The following is a 15,790-nucleotide window of genomic DNA, read 5'->3' on the forward strand; positions in this document are numbered from 1 at the left end:
CCGGGTTTCAGTGTGGCGGGCCGGCGCCGAACGCCGTCACCGTCAGGAATCGGATCGGCAACTCGACGAGTTTCTCGGGGCCGTGCGGGGCTTCGCCGTCGAACTGGAGAGCGTCACCGGGACGCAGGGTGTAGCTGGACTTGCCGTGGCCGTAGACCATGACGCCCTCCAGCATGTAGAGGAGCTCGGTGCCGGCGTGCTGGAAGAGCGGGAAGACCTCGCTCTGTTCGGTCAGGGTGACGAGCAGGGCGTCCATCCGCTTGTGGGCGCCGCGCAGCGAGCCGAGCTGGGCGTACTCGTGGCCGACGCGGGTGCCGCGCCGGACGATGCAGGCGCCGTGTCCGGCGGGGACGAAGACCGCCTCGCGTTCGTCGTCCATGCCGCGGAACAGGGCGGTGACGGGGACGTCGAGACCGCGCGCGAGCCGGGAGAGCGTGGTGAGGCTGCACGCGGTCTGGGCGTTCTCGATCTTCGACAGCATGGCCTTGGAGATGCCGACCCGCCCAGCCATCTCACCGACCGACAGCCCGGCCGCCTGCCGGTATTCGCGGGCCCGCACCGCGATGATGCGCTCCAGCGCCTTGTCGTCGGAGTCGTCCGCCTCCGCTGCGGGTTCGGGGTGTTCGGCGTGCTCGGTCACCGGCGCATCCTATTCCGTGCGTTCCAGCCGGAACCGGGGGTGGGGCTCGGCGCGGCCGGTGGCGAGATCGGCGGCCATGGCACCGATGAGCGGGGCGAACTTGGCGCCATGACCTGAGCACGGGGACACGATCACGAGGGGTCCGTGGCGGTCCAGGACGAAGTCCTCGTCCGGGGTGGTCGTGTAGAGACAGGTCGCCTCCGTGACCGGCTGCGGGTCGAGGCCGGGAAGCCGGTCGCGGACGAAGTCGCTCACCCGTGCGCGCGACGACGGGTCGACGACCCCGCTGCGGGCGCCGGCCGTGGTGGGGGTGCCGCGGTCGTGCTCGGCGACCTTGACGGCGGGCAGCGGACCGCCGTCGCCGCCGGACGGCAGTCCGAAGACCTGCATCGACGCGTCCTTGGAGACCAGGATCGGCCACCGCACGGACGGCTCGCGCTGCCGGAAGTGGAAGACCTGCTGCTGCGTCACGCGCAACGGCGGCAGGGGGGCGGGAAGTTCGAGGTCGGGCAGCCACGCCCCGGCCGCGACGACCACCGTGTCGGCCATGAGCTCGCGGCCGTCGTCCGTCCGCAGTATCGCCTTCTCCTGTACGTCCTGCCGCACGTCGATACCCGTGACGCGTACGCCGATCCACGCGTCCGCGCCGTGCTCGACGGCCCGCCGCACACACGCGCCCACCGTCTCGTCGGCGTCGATCACCCCGGCGTCCGGGTGATACAGGGCCGGCCCGGTGAAGCGGATGTGCGGCCATCGCTCGGCGGCGGCCTCCGCACCGAGGAGTTCGTACGGCACTCCCGCCCCGTCCAGTACGGCGGCCAGGCCCACCGGGTCACGCTCCTCCCCCAGGTCGACGCCACCGGTGAGACGCAGCAAGGGAGTTGAGCTGTCGCTCTCCAGCTCGCGCCACTCCTCGTACGCCCGCCCGGTGAGGCCGACGTAGAAGGGGTCGGCGTACGCCCGTCGGTAGATCCGCGAGGTGCCGTGCGAGCTCCCGTGCTTGTGGCCGATGTCGTACGCCTCGATCAGGGTGACCTCGTACCCCTGTCGGGCGAGCTGCCAGGCGGTGGCCGCGCCCATCAGCCCGGCGCCGACGACGGCGATCACAGGCCCGCCCCGGGGATCCACTGCGTGCCGGCGAGCGGGACGCGGGCCATCGCGGCGGACTCGATGGTGAGGGCGACCAGGTCCTCGGGTTCGAGGTGGAGGAGGTGGGCCTTGCCGCAGGCGCGGGCGAGGGTCTGGGCCTCCATGGTCATCACGCGGAGGAAGTTGGCGAGCCGGCGGCCGCCCTCGACGGGATCGAGGCGGGCGGAGAGTTCCTCGTCCTGGGTGGAGATACCGGCCGGGTCGCGGCCGTCCTGGTAGTCGTCGAAGTAGCCTGCGGCGGACCCTAGTTCGCGGTAGTCGGCGTCGTACTTGGGATGGTTGTCGCCCAGCGCGATCAGCGCCGCCGTGCCGATGGCGACCGCATCCGCCCCGAGGGCGAGCGCCTTGGCCATGTCGGCGCCGCCCCGGATACCGCCGGAGACGATCAGCTGAACTTCACGATGGACGCCCAACTCCTGGAGCGCCTGCACCGCTTGGGGCAGCGCGGCCAGAGTGGGGATGCCGACGTGCTCGATGAACACGTCCTGGGTGGCGGCCGTGCCGCCCTGCATGCCGTCGACGACCACGACGTCGGCGCCCGCGTGCACGGCGAGCTTCACGTCGTAGTACGTCCGCGTCGCGCCGACCTTGACGTAGATCGGCTTCTCCCAGTCGGTGATCTCGCGCAGTTCGAGGATCTTGATGGCGAGGTCGTCGGGGCCGGTCCAGTCCGGGTGGCGACAGGCGCTGCGCTGGTCGATGCCGACGGGCAACGTCCGCATGCCGGCGACCCGTTCGGTGATCTTCTGCCCGAGCAGCATGCCTCCGCCGCCAGGCTTGGCGCCCTGGCCGAGGACGACCTCGATGGCATCGGCGGCGCGCAGGTCGTCGGGGTTCATGCCGTAGCGGGACGGCAGGTACTGGTAGACGAGGTGCTTGGAGTGGCCGCGTTCCTCGGGGGTCATGCCGCCGTCCCCAGTCGTCGTGGAGGTACCGGCTTCGGAGGCTCCCCTGCCGAGGGACTCCTTGGCCTGGGCGGACAGGGCGCCGAAGCTCATGCCGGCGATGGTGACAGGGGTCGCGAGGCGCAGCGGGTTCTTCGCGTGCCGGGTGCCGAGGACCACGTCCGTGTCGCAGCGCTCGCGGTAGCCCTCCAGCGGGTAGCGGGACATGGAGGCGCCGAGCAGCAACAGGTCGTCGAAGTGGGGCAACCGTCGCTTGGCGCCCCAGCCGCGGATGTCGTAGATGCCGGTCTCGGCGGCGCGCTGGATGGCATGGATGGTGGCGCGATCAAAGGTCGCCGACTCGCGCAGGCCGTGGGATGCGGGTTCCAACGTTCAGCTCCTCTAGTAGGGCGAGGTGTAGCGCCCCTTCTTTTAGGGGCGCGGGGCTGTATCGATATGCGGCTCCGCCGCGGGCGCGACCAGCCACAGCGGACCCGCAGCCAGAAACGGCGCTAATACGCAGCGGTGTTGTCAACCTTGAAGTGGTACAGCTGGCGCGCCGAGCCATACCGGCGGAATCCGGCAGGGTCCTCGTCGCGCTCAGCCGCCTTCAACAACTCGGCCAATTCAGCAAGATGTTCCGCCCGCATCTCCTTCTCGACACAGTCCGCCCCAAGGGACTTGACCGTGCCCCGCACATAGATCCGAGCCTCATAGAGGGAGTCACCGAGGGCCTCGCCCGCATCCCCGCACACGACCAGCCGCCCGGCCTGCCCCATGAACGCGCTCATGTGCCCGACATTGCCGCCGACGACGATGTCGACCCCCTTCATGGAGATCCCGCAGCGGGCAGACGCATCCCCGTCGATCACGAGTAGTCCGCCATGGCCGGTGGCCCCCGCCGACTGGGACGCATTGCCCCGCACCCGCACCGTCCCGGACATCATGTTCTCGGCAACCCCCGTGCCCGCGTTGCCGTGGACGGTGACCGTGGCGTGCTGGTTCATGCCGGCGCAGTAGTAGCCGACGTGACCCTCGACGTCGACGGTGAGGTTGTCGCGGATGCCGCAGGCGACAGCGTGCGCACCGCGCGGATTGAGCACCCGCCAACTCGCCGAAGGCGCCTCGTGCAGCGCCTGGTTGAGCTCCCGCACCGGGGACTCCGCCAGGTCGATCAGCGTCGCCATACGTACACCTCTTCCGGCTCGGGTTCGAAGATGCGGGCGTTCTCGATACCCGGCAGGACGTCCAGCGCCCGGTACTCGGAGGCCATCGCCACCCACGCGTCGGTCTCGGCGACCAGCGCCGGCTTGCAGGCGATGGCGTCCCGGACGACCGCGAAGGAGTCGCCGGTGGACACGAGCAACGTGTAGAAGCCGTCGAAGCGTTCACACAGCAGCTTCAGCGCCTTCTCCAGATCGGCGCCCTGCGCGAGGTGGTGCGCGATGAAACGCGCGCCGACCTCGGAGTCGTTCTCGCTGTCGAACTCGACACCCTGGGCGCGCAGTTCACGGCGGATGGTGGCGTGGTTGGCGAAGGAGCCGTTGTGCACCAGGCACTGGCCGGCGCCGACGGAGAAGGGATGGGCGCCCTCGGGCGTCACGGCCGACTCGGTGGCCATGCGGGTGTGGCCGATCCCCTGCCAGCCGGTCACGTCGGCCAGCCCGAAGGACTCGGCCAACGCGACAGGATTTCCGGCGCCTTTGAGTACGGCGAACCCCTCGCCGGAGCCGATGACAGTGGCTTCGGGAAGTGCGGCCGCGAGCTGGTCGACGCCCGCGTGGACCACGGTGGTGGCATCGGCGTCGATGGCCACCGTGCCCGGCAGCGCGGTCGCCACCTCGGCCTTCGAGGTCCCGAGCAGCGAGACGACGGCCTGTCCCGGCGGAGACAGCCACGGGTCGCCGTAGACCGCGACGCCCGCGGAGTCCGGGCCGCGCTCGACGACCTGGCCCAGCATCGCGGCCAGCAGCTCGCCCAGCCGGGGTTCGAGTGAGGGCTCCCGCAGATGGAGCCCGACGATTCCACACATGTCGACTCCCTTCAGAACGCGGTCAGATAGCGGTCCAGCTCCCACGCGCCGACCGTGGAGTGCCAGTCGAAGAACTCCTCGCGCTTGAGGTCCGCGAAGTACTGGCTCACCCCGGCCCCGGCCGCGTCGAGGGTGCCGCTGATCACGTCGTCGGCCTGGAGAGCCTCCACGGCGTGCAGCAGGGTGGGCGGAAGCTCAGGCCCCTTGCCTGCCGCGCCCGGCTCACCCGGGTCGAGGCCGCGTTCGATGCCGTCGAGCCCTGCGGCGAGAGCGGCAGCCGCGGCGAGATACGGGTTGGCGGCGCCGTCACCTCCCCGCAGCTCGATGCGGTTGCCGTCGGGGACGCGTACGAAGTGGGTGCGGTCGTTGCCGCCGTAACTCGCCACACGCGGCGACCAGGTGGCACCCGAACGGGTCGAGACGGCGCCGGTCCGCTTGTAGGAGTTGACCGTCGGCGCGATGACGGCCTGCAAGGCCCGGGCATGCTCGACGATGCCCGCGACGAACGAATAGGCGAGCGGGGACAGACCCAGCCCGCGCGCGTCCGCAGCATCCGGGAACGCGGGCTCACTCCCCCGCCACAGCGACATGTGCATGTGCATGCCGGTGCCGGTGCGGTCGGTGAACGGCTTCGGCATGAACGTGGCGGTCATACCCCGCTGTTCGGCCAGTACGGAGACCAGGTACCGCATGGTGATGACCCGGTCGGCGGTGGTGAGGGCGTCGGCGTGCTTGAAGTTCTGCTCGAACTGGCCGTTGCCGTCCTCGTGGTCGTTGGCGTAGTTGCCCCAGCCGAGGCTGTTCATCGCGCTGGAGACGGCGGTGAGGTGGTCGTACATCCGGGTCAACCCGCGGGCGTCGTAACAGGGTTGAGCCGCGGTGTCCTTGGTGTCGGCGACGCTCAGCACGCCGTGCTCGTCACGGTTGACCAGGAAGTACTCGACCTCGGCCCCCACGGCCAGGGAGAGCCCCTGGGCCGCGGCCCGCTCCAGCAGCGCACGCAGGATGACGCGCGGGGCGTACGGCCAGGGCTTCCCCTCCACATACGGGTCGCAGTGCACGAGGGCGAGGCCGGGCTTCACGAAGGGGACCGGGGTGTACGAGGAGGCGTCGGGCCGGGCGATGACATCGGGGTCGCTGGGCTGCTGGCCGAGCGCACCGGCCGCGTACCCGGCGAAGCCGACGCCCTCGTCGCGCAGCTCCTCGACGGCCTGGGCCGGGACGAGCTTGGCGCACGGCTTGCCGGTCAGGTCGACGAAGACGGCCAGGACGAACTCGATACCGTCGGCGCGGACGAGTTCGGCGAGGTCGGGTGTGTCCGCTTCCGGGTCGGTCCTCATGGGCCTCTCCCTGCTGTCTACTACGAGGAATCAACGTTGCATATGAGTAGACACTCGTGGAGTTACGGAGGCGTTTCCGCGAGGCAAGGTCCCCGTAAGCCCAGGCGAGCCGGGCACCACCTCGGAAGAGGCGGGGCCAGGTTCTGACGAGTCATCAAGAAACAGTGGCGGAGGCCTGGTTGGCGAACGGTGCACCGCCGGAGGCTACCCCGCACCCCGAGCGGCTTCCGCCGGTAGGTCAGCAGGTACAGGACCGCCCCCTCGCCGCCGCGGCCTGAACGACCCGGCGAACCCACGCGCTCAGAGCACTAGCCGGCCGAACTGACCAAGGTCTCGAAGCCTGAGCTGTCGCAGTAGGACACTGCACGACCCTCAGCCCCGGTGTCGCCGCCGACCGCGTTGACGGTGTCATCGAGGATGTGGGTGCCACCGTGTTCCAGGCCTGCCCGGTCAAGCCTTTTCGAGGCCTCGATGACCGCATGCCCTGCCGATTCGGTGTTGTCGAACTCGGGCGACTGGACACTCTGTCCGTCACCGGCATCGGCGTCTGCCTCGCTGGTCGTCGTGGCGTGCGCCGCGTCCTGCCAGGACCCCAGCTTGGTGCAGTAATCCCGTTGCCACTCCTGGGCCTGCGCTGGATCGTCCGACGAACAACCGCTCATCACGACAGCGGCAACGACAACGGCCGCTGCTCGCTTGACCGCTCGTGCAATCCCACCGCTGTGCTGCATGGACATGCCCTCCCCGAAGCTGCCGCCACAGAGTATGGATCACGAAGGTGTCACCTTGCGCCGATCTCCACGCATCATCAGCAGCGGATCGGCAAGCAGTGAGCACACGCCCAACCCGGCGCGCCTATGTGGTCACCGCACTAGCCGCGGGCGGCCGGTATCTCCGAGGTCCGCAGCGGTACGACGCCGATGCAGTGCCCGTCGTGGTCCAGCAGACGGCCCATGTGCTTGAACGTGCGCAGCACCACGGACCGGTCGGCGACGATGAGGTGCGGGATCTTGCGTGACAGGTGGGCCTCGAAGGCGTGCACGTCGCGCAGGTCGCGCAGCCAGACGTCGATCACCAGGTTGTAGGGGCCGGCCGTGATGGCGCACGAGCGGACCTCTCGGACCCCGGCGAGCACCCTGGTGGTCTGCTCCACGTGCTGCCCCGGCACCGAGGCGAAGTAGACGGCGGACAGCGGCCATCCCGACAGCGGCCGGGCCAGGTCGCAGCGCAGGCTGAGCCGTGAGGCGAGCAGCGACTGCATTCTGCGGCGGAGCGTAGTCAGGCTCGTGCCGGTCGCCGCCGACAGGTCGCGCAGCGACATCCGCCCGTCCACGCTCAGCAGTTCCAGCAGGCGCGCGTCGAGGTCGTCCCAGCGGGCCTCGGCCCGGGGCGCGGGCCGGGAGGCCGGGGGAACCGACGCCTCGACGCGCGCGACCTGCGCCTCGTCCAGGCTGCGCAGTCGCCACCGGCTGCCCTCGGTCGGGGCCCCGGTGTACACATGTGTCCGCGTCACCCGCACGCCCGGCGTCCCCCGGAACAACGACGCGGTGAGCCGGGCGAGTTCGTCCAGGCTCCGGGCCTGTACGGCGGCCACCAGGTCCCGGCCGCCCGCCGTGAGCTTGATGTTGGGCACCGACGGGTCCTTCGCGAAGGCCCGCGCCACGTCCTCGGCGGCACCCGGCTCGGTGTCCACCTCCACGATCCCGGTGACCACGATCCGCGGGTCGGACAGCCGGGGGTAGGCCGTCACCCAGGCAAGGCCCGCCGCTTCGAGTCGCTGCCAGCGCCGCGCCGCGGTGACCGGGTTGACGCCGAGCACCTCGCCGACGAGCGTCCACGGGGCCCGGGGGTGGATCTGCAGGGCGTGGACGACACCCCGGTCCAGCTCGTCGAGTTCCACGGCTTCCGTGGCGTCCACGCCTTCCACGCCTTCCACGGCGGCACAATCCTGCACGCCCATGGGCGGCGCTTCTCTGCGCATGCCGGGGGAATCCGGCGGGAAGCCTGCATCGTCACACCGGGTTTTCTTCCGCATTCCACACTCCCTTCGCTTGCTGCCGACGACGGAGGAGTGACCGCACCCCATGACGGATACCACCACCCGGACCGCCCTTCGGGTCCACAACGCCCGGCTGATCGACGGCACGGGTGCGTCCCCCGTGGACGACGGCGTAGTCACCATCGATGCCCAGGGCACCATCACCTACGCCGGCCCGGCCGCGACCGCTCCCCCCGCCGGTCAGGACCAGGTCGTCGACGCCGGTGGCCGCACCGTACTCCCCGGCTTCTTCGACTGCCACGTCCACCTCGCCTACGCCCACGGCTCGCCGCCCGGCCGTCGCGCCGAGCTCGACCCGGTCCTGGTCACCCTGGACACGGCCACGCGCCTGCGGCAGACCCTGGACGCCGGCATCACCACCGCACGCGACCTGGGCGGCCTGTCGGCGGGCTTCCGTACGGCCGTGGAGTCCGGGCGCGTCACGGGTCCCCGCCTGCACACGGCCGTACGGATCATCAGCCACACCGGCGGCCACGCGGACGTCCGCATGCCCGACGGCACGGACCTCAGCGCCGGGATGTCCGAGATCGCCGACGACACCGACGCGGCCCGGCTCGCGGTGCGCCGGGTGCTGCGCGACGGCGCCGACCTGGTGAAGGTCTGCGCCACCGGCGGCATGGGCAGCCCGTACGACGACCCCGACGACGAGGGCCTGCTGGAGGAGGAGATCCGGGCCGTCGTGGACGAGGCCCGCCGCCACGGCGGCAAGCCGGTCGCCGCGCACGCCCAGGGCAACGCGGGCATCCTCAACGCGATCCGCGGCGGCGTCACCAGCATCGAGCACGGATACGGCCTGGACGAGCGGGCGCTGGACATGGCGGGCGAGCGCGGGGTGTTCGTCGTGCCGACACTGTCCACTGTGTACGCGGGCATCAACAAGGACACGATGCCGGACTACCACTACCAGAAGAAGACCCGCTGGTCCGGCGTCACCAAGGAGAACATCGCCCGGGCCATCGAGTACGGCGCCCGGATCGCGCTCGGCACCGACGCCGCCGTCGGCCCGCACGGGGTGAACCTGATGGAGCTCAGCTATCTCGTGGACCTGGGCATGGACCCCATGGCCGCCATCGTCGCCGGCACCCGAACCTCCGCCGAACTCCTCGGTGTGGCCGACGAGTTGGGCACCCTCGCCGCCGGTCGCACGGCGGACCTGGTCATCTGCGACGGAGACCCGCTGCAGGACATCGGCGTCCTGGGCGACCCCGCGAACATCGTCTGCGTCGTCCAGGACGGCGTCGTACGCAAGGACCTTCTGCCAACCGATGGGCGGCCCTGATGTCCTCACTGACCGACCTCCCGGACACCGAGTCCCCGGACAAACGCACGTCGAGCCGCATCGACCGGGTGCTGTCCCTGATCGAGCGGGCGGGCAACGCACTGCCCAACCCGATCGTCCTGTTCACCGCCCTCTTCGTGCTGCTGGCCGTCATCTCCACCGCGCTCGCGCTGGCCGACGTGACCGTCACGGTCCCCGGCACCGACGACACCAAGGCCATCACCGGGCTGTTCACGGGCGAAGGCGTGCGCTGGCTGACGGAGAACCTCGTCACCAACTTCGCGACCTTCCCGCCCATCGCCGCCGTACTGCTGATGATCATGGCGGTGGGGGTCGCGGAGAAGGCCGGGCTCCTGGAGACCGTCATGCGGGCCACGCTGGCCCGCGCGCCGCGTGCGCTGCTGCCGTATCTGGTGGCGCTGGTCGCCTGTCAGGCGCACATGATCAGTGACGTCGCCTCGATCGTGCTCCCGCCGCTGGCGGCCGTGGTCTTCAAGAGCGCGGGGCGCCATCCGGTGGCGGGTCTGATCGGCGGTTTCGCGTGCGTCGGCGCCGGCTATGCCGCCGGGTTCACGATCGGCTCGCTGGACGCCCTCTACATAGGCATCACCCAGCAGGCGGCCTCGGTCCTGCCGGCCGCCCAGGACCTCGACCTGAACTTGCTGATCAACTACTTCTTCACCGCGTCGAGCAGCCTGGTGCTGGGCCTGCTGGGCGGCTTCCTCATCAGCCGCGTCCTCGAACCGCGCCTCGGTACGTACGAGTCCTCCGCCGACGAACCCGAGTCGGAGGACCTCACCCTGACTCCGGTCCAGCGTCGGGGGCTGCTGCTCACCGCGCTGGTCGTCGTGCTCTACGCGGGCGCGGTCCTGTCCCTGTGGCTGCCCGACGGTGCCCCGCTGCGCGGCGAGGGCGGGGCGCTCGTGCCCTCGCCGCTGCTCACCGGCATCGTCCCGGCGCTGTTCGGGGCGTTCCTGCTGGCCGGGCTGGCCTACGGCTTCACGGTCAAGTCGCTGACCGGTTCCGAGGGTGTGGTCGGTGCGATGTCCGACTCGGTGAAGAACATGTCGGGCTACATCGTGCTGATGTTCGTCGCCGCGCAGGTCATCGCCCTGTTCAACTGGTCCAACGTGGGCGTCCTGCTGGCCGTGAAGGCAGCGGCGGGCCTGGACGCCATCGGCCTGACCGGCTTCTGGGCGCTGGTCGCGTTCGTCCTCCTGGTGGCCTGCCTCAACCTGTTCATCGTCTCCGGGTCGGCCCTGTGGTCGCTGGTCGGACCGGTGTTCGTGCCGGCCTTCATGCTGCTCGGCATGAGCCCGGCCCTCAGCCAGGCGGCCTTCCGCATCGGCGACTCGGCCACCGGCATCATCACGCCGATGAACCCGTACGTCTTCCTGCTCCTCGCCCTGCTGCGCCGGTACGAACCGGAGGCCCGCCTGGGCACGCTCATCTCCCGGCTGGCGATCTTCACGGTGCCGTTCCTGGTGGTCTGGCTGGCGATCCTGGGGATCTTCTACGGCTTCGATCTGCCGCTCGGTCCGGGCGCCCACATCAGCCTCAAGTGAGCGGGTTACGCGGCCGCAGTCCATTCCAGTACGACCTTGGCGAACTCCCCGGGCAACTGCTCGGGGAGTGGCATGAGTCCGCCCGACAGGACCCGGGTTTCATAGCCCCGCACGGCCACATGGCCCTCCTCCACGCGGTCCAGGACAGTCAGCGCGTCGACCATGAACCGGGTGAGCGCGGCTTCCTCGTCCACGGGCTTGCGCTCTGCCGCCGTACGCCTCTTCTCGTCGTCGATGAAAGGCGTGGCGGAGAGGAGGAGGCTCGCGACGCGGTCCTGGAGGCGGGCGGCGAGTTCCACGGCGATCACACCGCCGGTGTGGTGGCCGACGAGGTGGAAGCGGTCCAGGCCGAGCGCGTCGACCGGGCGGAGGGCGGGCCCGTGGGTGAGTTCGACGACCCGGTGGCCCAGGAGGTAGTGCGGTCCGTACGACTCGGCCTGCCCGACCAGGTGCGCCACCAGGTCGTGGCCGCGCACCGCCGGCAACCCGGCGATGTCGAAGATTGTTCTCAACGAGGAGTGGTGCCACCGCATGTACGCTGAACGCGACTTGGCCGTCCTCGAGAAACGGGACCGACCTCATGCGACTCGCCTTCACCGGCCGGGTGATCGAATGGCGCGGGCCCGCGCCGTACTACTTCGTCCCCGTGCCGGACGCCGAGTCCGACGACATCCGCGAGGTGGCCGCGATGGCCACCTACGGCTGGGGTGTGATCCCGGTCGAGGCCCGCATCGGCGAGACCTCCTTCGAGACGTCCCTGTTCCCCAAGGACGGCGGCTACCTGCTGCCCCTCAAGAACGCCGTGCGCAAGCCGCAGGGCATCGCCGCGGGGGACGACGTGAGCGTGCGGATGACCGTCCGCCTCTAGGTCTCCGCTTCTAGGACTCCGCGCCGAGATCACGTGGACGTATTCTTCGACCGTGCCCGAGACCGAGCTGATGCAGCTTCCCGACATGCCGCTGCACGATCCGTTCGTCGTCGCCGACGACAGGACCCGCACCTACTACCTCTACACGTCCAACGACCCGACCGTGTCGGGCGTGGACGGCGTCGGCACGATGGTCTACCGCGGCCACGACCTGCGCGACTGGACGCGCCCCGTCGTGGTCTTCCTGACCGCCGAGCAGAACGGGATCTGGGCGGCCGACGGCGGCTGGGCACCGGAGGTGCACCAATACGGCGACAGGTACTACCTGTTCACCACGCTGCACGACCAGGACAAGCCGCTTCCCGTGCCACCCGCCGATCAGTGGGGCACACCGTTCCAGATCGCCAACCACATGCGCGGCACGATCACCGCCGTGTCGGACTCACTCCTTGGCCCCTTCACCGTCGTCGATCCGTCCCGCCCCACCCCGCCCGCGAACCTGATGACCCTCGACGGGACGCTCCACGTCGACGAGTCAGGACAGCCGTGGATGGTGTACGCACACGAGTGGCTCCAGACCATCGACGGAACCATGGAAGCGATCCGGCTCGCTCCCGACCTGTCCGGGACGATCGGGGATCCGGTCTTCCTCTTCAAGGCCTCGGACGCGCCCTGGCTCGGCGAGCAGATCCCCGGCGGCGTACCGCACCAACTCGCGCCCTACATCACCGACGGCCCACAGCTCTACCGCACCCCTGACGGCTCGCTGCTCATGCTGTGGTCGACGTACGAGAAGAACGTGGCCGGCGAGGACGGCAGCATCAGCGGCGGCTATGTGCAGACCTACGCCGTCTCCAAGTCCGGTGCCGTCGAAGGCCCTTGGCAGCAGCGCCGGCCCCTGGTCCGCGAGGACAGCGGTCACGGCATGCTGTTCCACACCTTCGACGGCCACCTGATGATGATCCTCCACCGCCCCTTCGAGAACGCCCGGGGGAAGCTGTACGAGATGGAGTTCCACGGGGACGAACTCCGTGTCCTGCGTCGGCGGGCCGACCTCGACGGTGGCGGATGACGGCCCGCACCAGGCACGAGGGCCTGCCTCTTCAGTGCAGGTCGGCGCCGGCGGGGCTGTCGACGACGGGACTGTCGGCGACTGCCTCCTCGTCGAGGAAGCCGCCCGACTGGTGCTGCCAGAGCTTCGCGTAGGCGCCGTCCGACGCGAGCAATTCCTGGTGCGTGCCCTGCTCGACGATCCGTCCGCGGTCCAGGACCACCAGGCGGTCCATGCCGGCGACCGTGCTCAGCCGGTGCGCCACCACCAGCGCCGTCCGCCTCTCCATGAGCCGCCACAGCGCCTCCTGGACGAGGATCTCGCTCTCGGAGTCCAGGGCGCTGGTCGCCTCGTCGAGCAGCAGGATCGGCGCGTCGCGCAGGATGGCCCTGGCCAGGGCGACCCGTTGGCGCTGTCCGCCGGACAGCTTGACGCCGCGTTCACCCACCATGGTGTCGAAACCCTCCGGCAGTGCGTCGGCGAACTCCGTGACGTGCGCCGCCTCGGCCGCGCGGCGGATCTCGGCGTCGGTGGCGTCCGGCCGAGCGAAGGCGATGTTGTCCCGCAGGGTGCGGTGGAACATCGCCGGGTCCTGGGGGACGTAGGCGATCAGGCCGCGCAGGTCGGCCTGGCGCATCCTGCTGATGTCCTGCCCTCCGATCAGGATCCGGCCCCCGTCGATGTCCGTCATCCGCAGCAGCAGCCGCGTCAGCGTGGTCTTGCCCCCGCCGGAGCGGCCCACGAGACCGATCTTCGTGCCGCTGGCCACGGCCAGGTCGAGGCCCTCGAAGAGCGGGTTTCCTCCCCGGTGCGCGAAGGTCACCCGCTCGAAGCGGACGTCGGCGGGCCCTTGTAGCAACGGCTCGGGCGACGCCGGGTCGAGCACGGTCGGCGGCACCCTCAGCAGTTCGGTGAACTGTGCGGCCTCCGTCATCGAGCTCTCCAGGCGGCGGTAGATCTGGTTGAACTCGAACATGATCTTCGTCGCGTTGGTGTAGTAGGTGAAGGCGACCACGACCGCCTCCACACCGTGCTCGCCCCCGCCGATCGCGACCGCGAGCAGCAGGCCCAGGACGTTGGTCAGCACGGACATCGGCGCGACCAGCGTGTCGATGCGCAGGTTGCCGTAGTCCCACGACCTCAGCATCAGCCGTCGCGAGTGCGCGACGCGCATCCGGTGCTCGGCGGCCTCGCGTTCCTCGGCGGCGAACGCCCGGACCGTCTCCATGTTCATCAGACTGTCGGCGACATGGCCCGACACCCGGGCGATCGCCTCCTCGCGCTGGTCGACGAGTGCCTGGCGGCGCCGGATGAGCGGCACGACGCACAGCGCCGTCAGCGCGATCATCACCAACAGCCCTACGACGAGCAGCGGTTCGTAGTGCCACAGCACCACCGACCCGAACAGCAGCGGTACGACACTGCCCATGACGTTGAACGTCAGTGTGTCGATGAAGTCCTCGAAGCGGGAGGCGAAGCTCAGCACCCGCTTGGTCAGCGCCCCGGCGAAGTTGTCGTGGAAGAACCCGGCGTCCTTGGCGAACAGCTCGTCCATGCCGATCACGTAAAGGTGCTCGATGCCGTGGGCGTCGAGGCGGTTCAGACAGTGCAGCCCGATGCGCCAGACGCCCTCCGACAGCAGCAGGACGCCGGCGAAACCGAGGACGTAGGGCAGCGTCGAATCGATGCTCATGTCGGCGTCGCCGGCGATGCGTCCGATGAGCTTCGCGACGACCAGCGGCGCGATGTAGTTGAGGCCGATGTTGCCCAGCGCCGGGAGCAGCATCGCGGGCAGCGTCAGCCACCGGAGCCGGGCCAACTCCCGTCCGTAGTAACGAAGCGCGAGGAGTACCGAGCCCCTGCGCGGCGGAATCTTGGGTGATTCGGGTAATCCCATCCCGATCCTGTGTGTTCGTACGGGCAGGCAAGGAAATGGGAGTGTCCCGCGACGGCATCCGCGGCGTCCAAGCGTTTTCCGGGCCGACAGAGAAATACCGACAGAGAAATACGGAGTCAGAAGCCGCCGGAGCGGAACTCGTCGTCGGAGTCCGTGGCCACAGCGGTGACGTTGTAGCGGTCGCCGCCCACGCCACGGCTGCCCTGGTCGTGGTTGTACTGGAACTTGAAGAGGTAGGTACCGGGGTCCAGCGTGTTGCCCGACTTCAGCGTCACCACGTAGTCCAGCTCGCTGCTGCTCCCTCCCGTGGCCACCGACACCTTGTCCCCGAGGCTGCTCCAGGTCCCGGTGCTGGAGACACCGCCGGTCTGGACGATCTTGACGACCACCTTGAGGCTGCTGAGGGGCTTCGTGGACTTCACGGTGACGATGCTCTGGTCCCAATAGGCGTTGTCCTCGGACGTGTCCACGCTTCCGTCCGACCACAGGTAGCTGGTCGTCGACGAGGAGCTCCGATCCTCGTTGCTGCCGGTCGAGCCGGAGGTGCCTTCGGCGCTGTCGGTCGGGTCGGACTTCGGCGTCGACGCGCCCGCCCCCGCCCCCGCACCTGCGCCTGCGCCGCCGGACACGGGCACGTAGACGACCCCGGGGCTCTTCTCGCCGCTGTCCTCGTCCTTCTCCTTCTTGGACGGGGCGATTGACGGATTCTTCGCGGTGTCGGTGTGCTCCTTCTTCTGCGATGCCTCCTTGTCGGCCGCGGTGGTCACCTTGTCGGAGTCGCCGGCACTCCAGTCGATGGCGGAGACGACCGAGGCGGACCCGGCGATCACCAGGACCGCGGCCGCGGAGCCGCCGACCGCGTTCCAGACCCGGCGGCCGGGCAGGAAGCCCCGCAGCGGAGTGCGGGCCTTGCGGGCGAACAGATCGGCGAACTCGCCTTCCTGGCGGTCACCTTGCTGGGGGTCGGGCGTGTGCGGCATGAAAGTCGGTCCTTACGCGGTCGTCCGCTGTGGGAAGTTGCGGGAA

The 15,790-nt window shown here is 69.8% G+C and carries 15 protein-coding genes; 4 read left to right on the top strand and 11 right to left on the bottom strand.

Features of this window, described 5'->3' with window-relative positions; translation table 11 throughout:
- Nucleotides 1-7: 7 nt before the first annotated feature.
- The 8 genes from IG08_RS0110200 to IG08_RS0110235 all read right to left on the bottom strand — a co-directional run bounded on the left by IG08_RS0110200 (nucleotide 8) and on the right by IG08_RS0110235 (nucleotide 8,005).
- On the bottom strand, nucleotides 8-640 hold the full coding sequence (locus IG08_RS0110200) for a helix-turn-helix domain-containing protein (protein ID WP_030599124.1): 633 nt from the start codon (nucleotides 638-640) through the stop codon (nucleotides 8-10).
- A 9-nt stretch (nucleotides 641-649) separates the two neighbouring features.
- Nucleotides 650-1,747, bottom strand: a complete 1,098-nt coding sequence (locus tag IG08_RS0110205) for an FAD-dependent oxidoreductase (protein ID WP_030599126.1) — start codon at nucleotides 1,745-1,747, stop codon at nucleotides 650-652.
- Nucleotides 1,744-3,063: an FMN-binding glutamate synthase family protein gene (locus tag IG08_RS0110210; RefSeq protein ID WP_030599127.1), complete on the bottom strand. Its 1,320-nt coding sequence runs from the start codon at nucleotides 3,061-3,063 to the stop codon at nucleotides 1,744-1,746. The genes IG08_RS0110205 and IG08_RS0110210 overlap by 4 nt, the downstream gene beginning before the upstream one ends.
- 122 nt (nucleotides 3,064-3,185) lie before the next feature.
- Nucleotides 3,186-3,860 carry a GltB/FmdC/FwdC-like GXGXG domain-containing protein gene (locus IG08_RS0110215; RefSeq protein WP_030599130.1) on the bottom strand — a complete coding sequence of 225 codons (675 nt, stop codon included), beginning with the start codon at nucleotides 3,858-3,860 and terminating at the stop codon, nucleotides 3,186-3,188.
- Nucleotides 3,848-4,705 (bottom strand): class II glutamine amidotransferase domain-containing protein, encoded by an 858-nt coding sequence (locus IG08_RS0110220; RefSeq protein WP_030599132.1) that lies wholly within the window; start codon nucleotides 4,703-4,705, stop codon nucleotides 3,848-3,850. Before IG08_RS0110220 ends, IG08_RS0110215 begins: the two co-directional genes overlap by 13 nt.
- Before the next feature lie 11 nt (nucleotides 4,706-4,716).
- Nucleotides 4,717-6,045: a type III glutamate--ammonia ligase gene (gene glnT, locus IG08_RS0110225; protein WP_030599133.1), complete on the bottom strand. Its 1,329-nt coding sequence runs from the start codon at nucleotides 6,043-6,045 to the stop codon at nucleotides 4,717-4,719.
- Nucleotides 6,046-6,353: 308 nt separating this feature from the next.
- The gene (locus IG08_RS0110230) at nucleotides 6,354-6,782 is read right to left on the bottom strand and encodes a hypothetical protein (protein ID WP_030599136.1); all 429 of its coding nucleotides are present in this window, start codon (nucleotides 6,780-6,782) and stop codon (nucleotides 6,354-6,356) included.
- A 134-nt stretch (nucleotides 6,783-6,916) separates the two neighbouring features.
- Nucleotides 6,917-8,005, bottom strand: coding sequence for an Lrp/AsnC family transcriptional regulator (locus IG08_RS0110235; protein WP_052424577.1), 1,089 nt, complete (start codon nucleotides 8,003-8,005; stop codon nucleotides 6,917-6,919).
- A 124-nt stretch (nucleotides 8,006-8,129) separates the two neighbouring features.
- Between IG08_RS0110235 and IG08_RS0110240 the strand changes: the two genes are divergently transcribed.
- Nucleotides 8,130-9,383 (top strand): metal-dependent hydrolase family protein, encoded by a 1,254-nt coding sequence (locus IG08_RS0110240; protein WP_030599140.1) that lies wholly within the window; start codon nucleotides 8,130-8,132, stop codon nucleotides 9,381-9,383.
- Complete coding sequence (locus IG08_RS0110245) at nucleotides 9,383-10,948, top strand: AbgT family transporter (protein WP_030599141.1); 1,566 nt, start codon at nucleotides 9,383-9,385, stop codon at nucleotides 10,946-10,948. Before IG08_RS0110240 ends, IG08_RS0110245 begins: the two co-directional genes overlap by 1 nt.
- Nucleotides 10,949-10,953: 5 nt before the next feature.
- Here IG08_RS0110245 and IG08_RS0110250 read toward each other — a convergent pair whose 3' ends face one another.
- Nucleotides 10,954-11,460: an alpha/beta fold hydrolase gene (locus IG08_RS0110250; protein WP_234342845.1), complete on the bottom strand. Its 507-nt coding sequence runs from the start codon at nucleotides 11,458-11,460 to the stop codon at nucleotides 10,954-10,956.
- 68 nt (nucleotides 11,461-11,528) lie between these two features.
- Here IG08_RS0110250 and IG08_RS0110255 point away from each other — a divergent pair, with 68 nt between their 5' ends.
- Together IG08_RS0110255 and IG08_RS0110260 are read left to right on the top strand one after the other, a co-directional pair.
- On the top strand, nucleotides 11,529-11,816 hold the full coding sequence (locus tag IG08_RS0110255) for a DUF1905 domain-containing protein (RefSeq protein WP_030599147.1): 288 nt from the start codon (nucleotides 11,529-11,531) through the stop codon (nucleotides 11,814-11,816).
- A 70-nt stretch (nucleotides 11,817-11,886) separates the two neighbouring features.
- The gene (locus IG08_RS0110260) at nucleotides 11,887-12,888 is read left to right on the top strand and encodes a glycoside hydrolase family 43 protein (protein WP_030599150.1); all 1,002 of its coding nucleotides are present in this window, start codon (nucleotides 11,887-11,889) and stop codon (nucleotides 12,886-12,888) included.
- Nucleotides 12,889-12,919: 31 nt separating this feature from the next.
- On the opposite strand, the gene IG08_RS0110265 is transcribed toward IG08_RS0110260, so the two are convergent.
- A complete protein-coding gene (locus tag IG08_RS0110265; RefSeq protein ID WP_030599153.1) occupies nucleotides 12,920-14,764 on the bottom strand; it encodes an ABC transporter ATP-binding protein in 1,845 nt (614 codons plus the stop codon).
- 116 nt (nucleotides 14,765-14,880) lie between these two features.
- Entirely contained in the window at nucleotides 14,881-15,744 is an 864-nt protein-coding gene (locus tag IG08_RS60020) for a hypothetical protein (protein ID WP_052424580.1), read from the bottom strand.
- Nucleotides 15,745-15,790: the final 46 nt, after the last annotated feature.

Origin of the sequence: Streptomyces fulvoviolaceus, assembly GCF_000718165.1 — a bacterium.
GTDB lineage: Bacteria > Actinomycetota > Actinomycetes > Streptomycetales > Streptomycetaceae > Streptomyces > Streptomyces fulvoviolaceus.

Coding starts and splice junctions, on each gene's coding strand:
- IG08_RS0110230 (WP_030599136.1), bottom strand. CDS start 6,782: ATGTCCATGCAGCACAGCGGTGGGATTGCACGAGCGGTCAAGCGAGCA.
- IG08_RS0110255 (WP_030599147.1), top strand. CDS start 11,529: ATGCGACTCGCCTTCACCGGCCGGGTGATCGAATGGCGCGGGCCCGCG.
- IG08_RS0110260 (WP_030599150.1), top strand. CDS start 11,887: ATGCAGCTTCCCGACATGCCGCTGCACGATCCGTTCGTCGTCGCCGAC.
- IG08_RS0110265 (WP_030599153.1), bottom strand. CDS start 14,764: ATGGGATTACCCGAATCACCCAAGATTCCGCCGCGCAGGGGCTCGGTA.
- glnT (WP_030599133.1), bottom strand. CDS start 6,045: ATGAGGACCGACCCGGAAGCGGACACACCCGACCTCGCCGAACTCGTC.
- IG08_RS0110220 (WP_030599132.1), bottom strand. CDS start 4,705: ATGTGTGGAATCGTCGGGCTCCATCTGCGGGAGCCCTCACTCGAACCC.
- IG08_RS0110245 (WP_030599141.1), top strand. CDS start 9,383: ATGTCCTCACTGACCGACCTCCCGGACACCGAGTCCCCGGACAAACGC.
- IG08_RS0110215 (WP_030599130.1), bottom strand. CDS start 3,860: ATGGCGACGCTGATCGACCTGGCGGAGTCCCCGGTGCGGGAGCTCAAC.
- IG08_RS0110240 (WP_030599140.1), top strand. CDS start 8,130: ATGACGGATACCACCACCCGGACCGCCCTTCGGGTCCACAACGCCCGG.
- IG08_RS0110235 (WP_052424577.1), bottom strand. CDS start 8,005: ATGGGCGTGCAGGATTGTGCCGCCGTGGAAGGCGTGGAAGGCGTGGAC.
- IG08_RS60020 (WP_052424580.1), bottom strand. CDS start 15,744: ATGCCGCACACGCCCGACCCCCAGCAAGGTGACCGCCAGGAAGGCGAG.